At 60.9% G+C, this 11,009-nt stretch carries 8 protein-coding genes; all 8 read left to right on the top strand.

The features are described from left to right. Positions 1 to 1,239 precede the first annotated feature (1,239 nt). The 8 genes from purH (at position 1,240) to DQG19_RS20335 (ending at position 10,776) form a co-directional block, all read left to right on the top strand. Positions 1,240 to 2,766: a bifunctional phosphoribosylaminoimidazolecarboxamide formyltransferase/IMP cyclohydrolase gene (purH, locus tag DQG19_RS20370; protein WP_116128383.1), complete on the top strand. Its 1,527-nt coding sequence runs from the start codon at positions 1,240 to 1,242 to the stop codon at positions 2,764 to 2,766. An 80-nt stretch (positions 2,767 to 2,846) separates the two neighbouring features. Continuing rightward, positions 2,847 to 3,596: a type III pantothenate kinase gene (locus DQG19_RS20365; RefSeq protein WP_116128381.1), complete on the top strand. Its 750-nt coding sequence runs from the start codon at positions 2,847 to 2,849 to the stop codon at positions 3,594 to 3,596. Further along, positions 3,580 to 4,968: a hypothetical protein gene (locus DQG19_RS20360; protein ID WP_198661826.1), complete on the top strand. Its 1,389-nt coding sequence runs from the start codon at positions 3,580 to 3,582 to the stop codon at positions 4,966 to 4,968. The genes DQG19_RS20365 and DQG19_RS20360 overlap by 17 nt, the downstream gene beginning before the upstream one ends. Before the next feature lie 6 nt (positions 4,969 to 4,974). Further along, on the top strand, positions 4,975 to 6,372 hold the full coding sequence (locus DQG19_RS20355) for a tetratricopeptide repeat protein (protein ID WP_116128377.1): 1,398 nt from the start codon (positions 4,975 to 4,977) through the stop codon (positions 6,370 to 6,372). A 222-nt stretch (positions 6,373 to 6,594) separates the two neighbouring features. Then, positions 6,595 to 7,605 (top strand): hypothetical protein, encoded by a 1,011-nt coding sequence (locus DQG19_RS20350; protein WP_232826567.1) that lies wholly within the window; start codon positions 6,595 to 6,597, stop codon positions 7,603 to 7,605. 101 nt (positions 7,606 to 7,706) lie between these two features. Continuing rightward, positions 7,707 to 8,699 (top strand): sensor histidine kinase, encoded by a 993-nt coding sequence (locus DQG19_RS20345; RefSeq protein ID WP_116128373.1) that lies wholly within the window; start codon positions 7,707 to 7,709, stop codon positions 8,697 to 8,699. Positions 8,700 to 8,707: 8 nt separating this feature from the next. Next, positions 8,708 to 9,808, top strand: coding sequence for a glycine cleavage system aminomethyltransferase GcvT (gcvT, locus tag DQG19_RS20340; RefSeq protein ID WP_116128371.1), 1,101 nt, complete (start codon positions 8,708 to 8,710; stop codon positions 9,806 to 9,808). 41 nt (positions 9,809 to 9,849) lie between these two features. Beyond that, on the top strand, positions 9,850 to 10,776 hold the full coding sequence (locus DQG19_RS20335) for a bestrophin family protein (protein ID WP_116128369.1): 927 nt from the start codon (positions 9,850 to 9,852) through the stop codon (positions 10,774 to 10,776). The last annotated feature ends 233 nt before the right edge of the window (positions 10,777 to 11,009 follow it).

Here is an 11,009-nt window from a genome sequence, read left to right as displayed (position 1 = left end):
CGGGCTGCCAGCGGCACTGACACAAATCACCAGTGCCCTCCGTACCCTACCCGCAGGCTACAAACTGCCCAAGAACCTGAGTGTGCGGGAGGACCGCCCTTGCGAACGCCCGGGTTCCGGACCGCGAACCGGCGTGAAAAAAGCTGCACTGTATGAGCCGTCAGGGACATCAAGGTGCCTGGTCATCAGTAGTCGGGAGCGTACTGAATCGAAGCCGGTACCGCCGACGCGAGTTTGCAGATTTTAGCCGGTTCGGGGTGCGGGACACGAATAGGCGGACGCACAGGCTTGATCTTTTGGTTCTTTTCCATCAAGGGAAAAGAACGGAGAGCAGCCGTTAGGGTAGGTTCTTACAACAGATCGCCTGCGGCTAACACAGATTGACTTCGTCGAACTTTGTGTCACTGCGCTCGGGCACAGATGACCACAGATTCCCGCAGGGCTGGTGCAATGACCCGCAGGACTGATGCGGGATTACCCTGATTGGGGCTGCCAGCGGCACTGACGCGCACGGATACAAGGTCACCAGCACCCTCCGCACCCTACAAACTGCCCAAGAACCTGAGTGTGCGGGAGGACCGCCCTTGCGAACGCCCGGGTTCCGGGCCGTGAGCCGGCGTGAAAAAAGCTGCACTGTATGAGCCGTAAGGAACAACAAGGTGCCTGATAAGCAGTAGTCGGGAGCGTACTGAATCGAAGCCGGTACCGCCGACGCGAGTTTGCAGGTTTTAGCCGGTTCGGGGTTCGGAGACCGAGCAGGCGGGCGCACAGGCTTGATCTTTTGGTTCTTTTCCATCAAGGGAAAAGAACGAACAAGAGGGGCTTCCCGGCGGGACAGGTTTTACCACAGATCGCCAGCGGCTAACACGGATTTACTTCGTCGAACTTCGTGTCGCTGCGCTCGGGCACAGATGACCGCAGATTCCCGCGGGGGTGATGCAATGGCGTGCATTACTGATGCGGGATTACACCGATTGGGCCGCCCTGCGGGCTGCCCCCGGTACCGGCCCACACCAGGGGCCATCTTCCTACCACGCGTAGCGGAGCCCCCGCGGCCGACGAAGGCGCCCAGTAGTGTGAAATTCAAGGACGCAGCCAGCCTTTCCTTCGGCCAAATAGTGACCGGAAAACCCTAATTCCATTATTCGTATCTTTGCGGCCCTCAAACCAACCCCGGTTTTGGCACGCCGGGACAACCAAGCAGGCTACCGCCCCGGCGGAGCCCTACAACTAGGTTCTATGACAGAACGCAAGATCAAATCCGCACTCATCTCCGTATACCACAAGGAAGGGCTGGGACCGATCATTGACGGCCTCGACAAGCTGGGCGTCACGATCTACAGCACCGGCGGCACGGAATCCTTCATTCGCGACCGTGGCGTCGACGTCACGCCGGTCGAGGAGCTCACCGGCTACCCCTCCATCCTCGACGGCCGCGTGAAGACGCTGCACCCCAAAGTCCACGGTGGCATTCTGGCCCGCCGCGAGGAGGACCACCTCACGCAGCTGGCCCAGCTGGAGATCCCCGAGATCGACCTGGTTGTCGTCGACCTTTATCCCTTCGAGGAGACCGTGGCCAACACGGAAGACGAAGACCTGATCATCGAAAAGATCGACATCGGCGGTATAGCCCTGATCCGGGCCGCTGCGAAAAACTACCGCGACGTGGTAATCGTACCCAGCCGGGAGGACTACGCTACCCTGCAGGAGATCATTGACGAGCACGAGGGCGTCTCCGACCTCGAGGCCCGCCGCAAACTCGCCCGCCGCGCGTTTGCCGTCAGCAGTCACTACGACACGGCGATTTTCAGCTATTTCAACGGAGACGGCGAACTACCGGTCTTCAAGCGCAGTGAAATGAAGGCCAATACCCTGCGGTACGGGGAAAACCCCCACCAGGACGCCACCTACTTCGGGCGGCTCAACGAGATGTTCACCAAGCTGAACGGTAAGGACCTGAGCTTCAACAATCTGGTCGATATCGACGCCGCCGTGGCCATCATGCGCGAGTTTGAGGATGCTGATCCCGCTTTCGTTGTCCTGAAGCATACCAACGCCTGCGGTGTCGCCGTGCGCCCCACCCAGCTGGCCGCCTGGAAAGCCGCCCTCGCCGGTGATCCCGTCTCCGCCTTCGGAGGCGTCCTGATCACCAACCGGCCGCTGGAACTGACGGTAGCCCAGGAGATCGATCAGCTGTTCTACGAGGTACTTATCGCCCCGGACTTTACCGACTCGGCACTGGAGCTCCTAAGCAAGAAAAAGAACCGCGTCCTGCTCCAGTACCACCACCTGCAGCAGCAACCCATGAGCTTCAAGAGCCTGCTCAACGGCGTGATCGTACAGGATACGGACCTGCAGACCGAAAGCGCCGACCAGTTTACCGTAGTGACCGAGCGTCAGCCTACCGGCCGGGAAACCGCCGACCTCGTGTTTGCCAACAAGTGCGCCAAGCACCTGAAGTCGAATACCATCGCGCTGGTCCGCGACAACCAGCTCATCGGCATGGGCTGCGGACAGACGAGCCGCGTCGACGCCCTCAAGCAGGCGATTGTCAAGGCCCGGAACTTTGGTTTCGAGCTGGAAGGTGCCGTGATGGGCTCCGATGCCTTTTTCCCCTTCAGCGATTGCGTAGAGATCGCCGCCGAAGCCGGAATCACTGCCGTAGTACAGCCCGGGGGATCGATCCGCGACAAGGACAGCATTGCCGCAGCAAATAAGGCCGACGTTGCCATGGTGACGACCGGTGTTCGGCACTTCCGGCACTAGACCAAATCATTCACTCCGGATTTTAACTTCCGCTTAAGAACCGTCCGCTATCGTTCCCGCGTCTTATATCCGACTTTAAGATGGGTGCACCAAATCGAAGGCTCATCGTCGACATTGGCAATTCCGGCACCAAGGCCGCTTGCTTCGACGGTGCGCACCTGCGGCCCCCCGTCTCCCGGCTTCCCGCCGGCGACTGGGACGCGATCGATGCACTGGTAACCAACCTTGGGGTGAATTACATCATCTATTCCACCGTGGCAAACGTGCCAACCGACCGGTGGACGGATAAGTGGAAACAGGACGGCCGGCGCGTTTTCGCGTTCGACCGCTCGCGGCCCCTGCCCTTCGCTTCCGACTACCAGAGTCCGGAAACGCTGGGCGAAGACCGGATCGCGGCCGTGGCCGGCACCCTCGGGCTGCTGCACACCGCCCGGCTCATCGTCGACGCGGGCAGCTGCGTGACCTTCGACCTGGTAGACGCCAACGACCGCTACCGCGGAGGCAACATCAGTCCGGGCGTCAACATGCGGTTTCGGTCCATGCACGCCTACACCGCGCGGCTACCCCAGGTATCCGCCGGTACCGTCACGGGCTCCCTTGGCCTGACCACCGAGACCGCTTTGCGGCACGGGGGGCAGCTGGGGGTGGTCTACGAAGCGGAAGGCCTGTACGAGCGGCTGCGCGCCGAGCATCCGGATTTGCAGCTGGTCCTCACCGGTGGCGATGCTCCGTTGCTTGTTCCCCACGTTTCCGTGTCCTGTGTTCACTACCCCAACTTGGTCCTGCGTGGACTCAATCAAATATTGTCAGCTTATGTCAATGCGTCTTAGTTTGTCAAGTCTGTTCCCCCCTGCGCTGTTGCTCGGGCTGCTTCTTTCCGGCGGCACCGCGTTCGGTCAGGCCAGTACGGGTACCGACTTTGTTGACATTCGCCCCAAACAAAACAGCCCCCTGAGCCGCTTCGGCCTCGGGGACCCCGTCGACCAGGTACACGCCGCCGCGGCCGGTATGGGCGGGCTGCAGACGACCTATCAGGATATATTCCACCTCAACCTGCTCAACCCGGCCAGCCTGGCCAGCCTGCAGGCAACCAGCTTCGAGGTCGGTCTCTACGGACGTGCATCGCAGCTGCACGATCAGAACAGCTCGGCGGATACCTACCAGGGCAACCTGCGGTACATTGCCCTCGGATTTCCCCTCCGTAACCCGATCAACCTCAGCCTCGAACGGCAGCTCAACTCCTGGAACGGGGGGATGGCCTTCTCCCTGGCCCCGACCACGCTGGTGGGCTACGAACTGGAGCTGAAGGGATTCGAAGAGGATACCGGACCGACCTCCAACCGGCTCAAGGGGACGGGTGGGGCGTACCGTTTCACCTGGTCGTCCGCGCTGCGCTACCGTGGCCTGAGTGGTGGGGTGAACGTCAATTACAACTTTGGCAAGCTTACCAACAGCCGCACCCTGTCCTTCGACAGCATACCCGAAGCGCTGGCCACCGAGTTTCTCGACGAGTTCAACATCAGCGGCTTCAGCCTCGGCTACGGGGTACAGTACGCCATCAACTTTACCGACCTCAACGAGGAAGGACTCAAGGTGCCGAACGGCAAGCGCGTCATCGTGGGCGTCAACGGAACCCTAGGCGCTACGGTCGATTCCGAGTCCAGCCTGCTGTTCCGCAAGTTCAGCCCGGGCGACAACGTGGCAGTGCGCGACACCGTCCGTTTCGAGGACAACGTGCCCGGCGAGATCGACCTGCCGGCCGGCATCAACGTTGGGCTGGCCTACGAGCAGGTGGACCGCTTCTTCGTGGGGGCCGAATACGGCCGGCAGGGCTACGGCAGCTACCGCAATACCGCGCAGCCGGAAGAACTGGCCGACATAAACCGCATCGCCGTGGGCCTGCAGTTTATCCCCAACGCCACCTCCTACAACAACTACTGGGCCCGGGTACGCTACCGGCTCGGAGCCCGGCTCGAAGACGATCCGCGCGTCATCAGCGGCGAACAGGCCCGGCGTAACGCCGTAACCCTCGGCTTCGGTTTTCCCATCCAATTGCCCCGACAGCAGGTGTCGTTTCTTGATCTTGCCGTCGAATATGGTAAATTTGGGGTGCCGGACATTCTGGACGAGAACTATGTACAACTTACCCTGGGGTTCAGTCTGAACGACAACTCCTGGTTCTTTAAACGCAAACTCAACTAAACCAATATGCAAACGATCATCCGCACTTTCGCGCTGATGCTGGTCTTCTGTGGCTCGGTTTCCGTAGCCACCGCCCAGTGCGTGACCTGGACCGATTCGCCCCAAAAGGAGCAAGCCGAAAACGCTCACGTAGCTTACCGTAACATGGTCAAGGACAAGACCGCCGAAGACCTGGCCGCCCTGCCCGAGGCTGAATTCAACGACGCCTTCAATAACTGGAAACGCGCCTACGACATCGCCCCGGCCGCCGACGGTCAGCGCCCTTTCCACTACCGGGACGGCCGCATGTTCTACAAGGCGATGCGCAGCAAGGCTACCGACGAGGCCAAAAAGCAGGAGTACACCGACATGATCTTCTCGCTGTACGATCAGGAACTGGAGTGCTACCCCAAGTACGAGGCGTTTCTCCTCGGCCGTAAGGGCTCCGATATGTTCTACCTCAGCGGGTACAGCAAAGACGCCATCGACGTGCTCGAGCAGGCCATCGAAACCGGAGGCAACGAGACCGAGTACGTCGTACTGGCTCCCCTCGGCAAGCTGCTCAACTACTACTTTAAGGAAGACGAGATCGACAACGCCCGCGTCCGCGAGATGTACGACAAGGCCGTGAAGGTCGCCGACTACAACATCGAGAACAACCCTACTTACTCCACCTACTACCAGGCCGGTAAGGATAACCTAGAGTCCGACATCCTGGAATTCGCCGACGAGATCTTCGACTGCGACTACTTCAAGGGCCTGCTGCTGCCCAAGGTGGAAGAGAACCGCGATAGCCTCGACATCCTGCGGTATATCGTGACCAAGCTCAAGGCCCAGGGCTGTGACTCCACCGACGCCGACATCGTGCGCGTGCAGAACATCTACGACGAGCTCTACGCCGAGAAGGCCGAGGAATACGAGGCCGAGCGCATCCGCCTCAACCCCGCCTACGGCGCTTCGGTAGCCTACGAGGAGGAGCGCTTCAGCGACGCCGTCGACCTCTACGAGGACGCCATCGCGAAGACGGACGACAACGAGAAAAAGGCCCAGTACGCTTATCAAATCGCCCAGATCCAGCTCGGTAAACTCGGTCAGTACAGCAGTGCCCGGCAGAACGCCCGCCGTGCCGCCGAACTGAACCCCGGCTGGGGCAAGCCCTACATCCTGATCGGTGACCTCTACGGTCGCATGAGCTCGGGCTGTGGTGACGCCTGGGAACAGCGCCTCGCCGTTCTTGCCGCCATCGACAAGTACAACTACGCCAAGAGCGTAGACGGCGAAGTAGCCGGCGACGCCAACCGCCGCATTGCCAACTACAGCAGCTCCATGCCCATCAAGTCCGAAGCCTTCCAGCGCGGACTCGAGGAGGGTGCCCGCCTCTCCGTAGGCTGCGGCATCGGTGAGACCGTAACGCTGCGCTTCTAAGCCAGCGATTGCAACCGCGAAAAATCCCGTCCGGCGTCCGCCGGACGGGATTTTTTGTTTCCCAGGGGCACTGCACCCGCGCCCCGGCGCAAATAGTCGATAAATTTCCCGTACTGGTCGACCGCTACAAACTATGGACGGGCCACCGGCATTTCTACTGCGAATTCGGTCGTTATATTTGATGACGACCCTTAAACGATACGGAACATGGAAGCACCACAGATGAAACCGAAGTCTTTTTGGAAACGCCCCGAAGGGGTGACCGGCCTGCTCTTCCTCGTCGCTCTTGTCGGGGTGCTGGGATTCGTGCTGGTCAACTTCGGCGCGGCCATTCTGAGCTTCATCGGAACGACCATCGGCCTGGTAGTCGCCGGCCTTGTCCTGCTCGCCATCATTTACATGGTGCTCGACCCCCGGATGCGCAACCTGGTCTTCTACATGTACAAGAGCGTGATGCGCGCCATCACCGGCATGTTCGTGCAGATCGACCCCATCGGCATCCTGAAGACCTACGTCGACGAGCTGCAGGGTAACCTGCGCAAGATGAACAAGCAGATCAGCCAGCTGCGCGCCCAGATGCATAAACTCAAGGAGCAGATCGTCAACAACGAGCGCGAGATCAGCAGCAACCTCAAGATCGCCGGCAAGGCCAAGGAGAGCAACAAGCGCAACGTGATGATCCTGAAAAGCCGCCGCGCTGGCCGCCTCAAGGACAGCAACATCAAGCTGGAGGAACTCTACAAAAAGATGGAGGTGCTCTACCGCGTGCTCACCAAGATGTACGAGAACAGCGCCATCCTGGCCGAGGACATCACCGACCAGGTCGCCGTCAAGGAGCAGGAGCGCAAGGCCATCCACGCCAGCCACGGTGCCATGAACTCGGCGATGAGCGTCATCCAGGGCGATCCCGACCAGCGGGCCATGTTCGACATGGCCATGGAGAACATCACCGAGGACGTAGCCAATAAAGTGGGCGAAATGGAACGCTTCATGGAAGTGTCCGCCAACTTCATGGACTCGGTCGACCTGCAGAACGGAGTCTTCGAGGAAGAAGGGCTCAATATGCTGGAGCAGTGGGAAAAGGAATCCAACTCCCTGCTGCTCGGCGAGGAGAAATCCACTCTCCTGCTGCAGGCCAACAACGACAGTGAAGTGCTCGACCTGGACGCCCCCGTACCCGAGCGGGCCAAGAAGACCGGGGGAGCCAACCAGTACGACTCCTTCTTTAATTGAGCTGGTTAGCTGGTTGCTGGTTGACTGGTTAGCTGGTTACTGGTTAGTCAGGCAACCAGAACCCAGCAACTAGCACCCAGCTAACCAGCACCCAGCAAAAAATGCGCCGCCTTCCCCCCATCAGCTACGCCATCATCGCCTATATGTTGCTGGCCTTCGGTTGGTGGTCGATCCTGCTGTTGCGCAAGAACGAGGAAGCCCACGTGGCGCGGGTGGACAAACTGGCCATCGAACTCGCCGTCCAGCAGCAGATCCAGCGGCCGAGTGACTTCCGGAAAACCGAAAACTACCGCCTGCTCACCGCGCGCTTCGAGCGGCAGCAACGTATGATCCTGGGCGAGGCCCTGCTGCTGATCCTGAGCCTATCCGGCGGACTGTACCTCCTGTTCCGCAACCTGCGCAAGGAGATCAGCGCCGCCGAGCAGCAGCGTAACTTCCTGCTCAGCATCACCCACGAGCTCAAGTCGCCGCTGGCCGGCATCCGGCTCATCCTGGAAACCTTTCAGCGCCGCCGCGAACTGAAGCCCGAGTTGCAGTTGAAGCTGAGCACGAATGCCCTCGCCGAAACCGACCGCCTGACGGCCCTGGTCAACGACCTGCTCCTCAGCGCCAAGCTCGAGAGCATGTACCAGCTGAACCGCGAGGAGATCGACTTCGGCGGCCTGGTACAGGACGCCGCGGACCGCGTGGTACTCAAGTACCGGGGAGCGACCCTCCACGTCGATATCGAGCCGGATCTTCCCCTGCTCACCGGCGACCGCCCGGGGCTGACGAGCGTGGTGGTCAATCTCCTCGAAAACGCCGCCAAGTACAGCCAGCCCCACCCGGTCATCCATACCACCCTCCAGCGGGGCGGGGAGACCGAGATCGTCTGGACCGTAAAGGACAACGGTACGGGCATCCCGGACGGGGAGAAATCGCGCGTCTGGACCAAGTTCTACCGCGTAGGTAACGAGGACACCCGGACGACCAAGGGCACCGGGCTGGGGCTCTTTATCGTCAAACAGATCATCGACAAACACGGCGGGCAGATCGAGCTCACGGACAACCAGCCGCGGGGCTCGGTGTTCCGGGTGTATCTACCCGTAAACTGACTTCCCGTATGCAGACTACCCCCCTCACCGAAACGCACCGCCTCCTCGACGCCAAGCTGGTCAATTTTGCCGGCTTCGAAATGCCCCTGTCCTACACCTCCCTGCGGGAGGAGCACCAGGCCGTCCGCGAGGCGGCGGGCATTTTCGACGTTTCGCACATGGGAGAATTTATCGTGCGGGGCGGCGGAGCGCAGGAGCTGGTGCAGTACGTAACGAGCAACGACGTAGGTAGACTGTCCGAAGGCCAGGCCCAGTACAGCTGCCTGCCCCGGCCCGGGGGCGGCATCGTCGACGACCTGCTGGTGTACCGGCTGCCGCCCAGTCCCCGCATGGGTACGACCAGCGACCAGCCCAGTTACATGCTCGTGGTCAACGCCAGCAACATCCAGAAGGACTGGGACTGGATCAACTCCCACAATACCTTCGGGGCGGAGCTGCTCGACATCAGCGACCACACCGCCCTCCTGGCCGTACAGGGTCCCAAAGCCGCCGAGATCCTGCAGCCGCTGACCGATACGGACCTCGCCGCGATCCCCTATTACAGCTTCGTGCGCGGCAACCTGGCGGGGATCGACAACGTGATCATCTCCGCAACGGGCTACACCGGTTCCGGTGGCTTCGAGCTCTACCTGGACGCGGACCACGCCGAAAAGGCCTGGAAGGCCATCCTGCAGGCCGGCAAGCCCCACGGCCTGGTGCCGGCGGGACTGGGAGCCCGCGATACCCTGCGCCTGGAGAAGGGCTACTGTCTGTACGGCAATGATATCGACGATACGACTACCCCGCTGGAAGCGGGGCTGGGCTGGATCACCAAGCTGCAGGGCGACGACTTCGTCGGCAAGGACCACCTCGTCCGGCAGAAACAGGAGGGGATCTCCCGGCGACTGGTGGCTTTCCGGGTACACGACCGTCGCGCGCCGCGCCATGGTTACCCCATCCTGAGCGAATCCGGCGAGACCATCGGTACCGTGACCAGCGGCACCCATGCGCCGAGCCTGGACTATCCGATGGGCCTGGGCTACGTCGCCACGGGACACCACCAGCCGGGTACCCGCCTGCAGATCGACCTGGGACGGAAGACCATGCCGGCCGAGGTCATTAAGCTATAGATTGACGGGACATAAGCCGGAGGCGCCGCAAAAACGTTGCTATGATCATTTATAAATCAAACGGTAGCTGGTTCGGTCACCTGTCCCATCTCACCTCCAGCTGGACGATGCAGCGCATCCTGATCGCCTCGGTCGCCATGGGGCTCTACTCCACGGGGATCGTCGGGCTGATCAAGTACTTCGACCTGCACCGCTTCCTGCAGGTAGACAGTACCATCTTCTCGCTGCTGGCCGTCATCCTGTCGATCTTCCTCGGCTTTCGCACCACGACGGCCTACGACCGCTGGTGGGAGGCCCGCAAGCAGTGGGGCGCCCTGGTGAATAATTGCCGCAACCTGGCGATCTACGTGGACAGCATGTGGCCCCCCGCGGATACGGGCATCCGGCGGTTCATGGCCAAGCACATCGCCAACTTCTGCCTGGCCCTCGCCGAGCACCTGCGCGACGGGACCCAGCTCGATAAGCTCGTCTACCTGGCCGAGGAGGAGATCGCCTACTACGAAACGAAGGACCACGTTCCCAACTTCATTGCCCTGCGTATCTACCAGCGCATCGCCGAGGCGCACCGCGAGGGCGTAATCAACGAGGGGGACTACATCAACATCAAAGCCCAGCACCAGAGCCTGCTCGATATCCTGGGGGCCTGTGAGCGCATCAAGAAGACGCCCATCGCGTTCAGCTACGCCGTGTACCTGAAGGTGCTCGTAACGGCCTACGCGCTGCTGCTGCCTTTCGGCCTGAGCGAGCAGTTCGGGTACGGAACGATCCCCCTGACGATGCTTATCGTATTCGCCCTAATCGGTGTCGAGCTCATGGGAGAGGAGATCGAAGACCCGTTCGGGCTTGATTGCAACGACCTGCCCACAGGCGATATCGCCCATACCATTCGGCGCAACGTCTTCGAGATCCTCGAGGACCAGGCCCCGGCAAAGCAACACCGGCGGGAGGAGTACGAGAAGGTCTTTTGACCCGGGGGTAATCCCCGCCCACGGCCGTTACCAACGATAGAATATGAATGCCCCGGCGGGAGCCCGGGAGCCAAAACGAGCGGCTACAGCCCGCCAAAGGGGGCATATCGACGTGCGAGCCATCGTTCGTCGACTAATCCCAAGGAGTGCTCGAACGAATTTGCGATCGGGTGGTGTCAGGACGATCTTTGGTAGGTACCAATGATGATAGCTAAACAGCTGATAATCAAGGT

The sequence above is a fragment of the Lewinella sp. IMCC34183 genome (assembly GCF_003390915.1).
GTDB lineage: Bacteria > Bacteroidota > Bacteroidia > Chitinophagales > Saprospiraceae > Neolewinella.
Note: the sequence above shows the minus strand (reverse complement) of the source record. Positions and strands in the feature narration are given on the sequence as shown.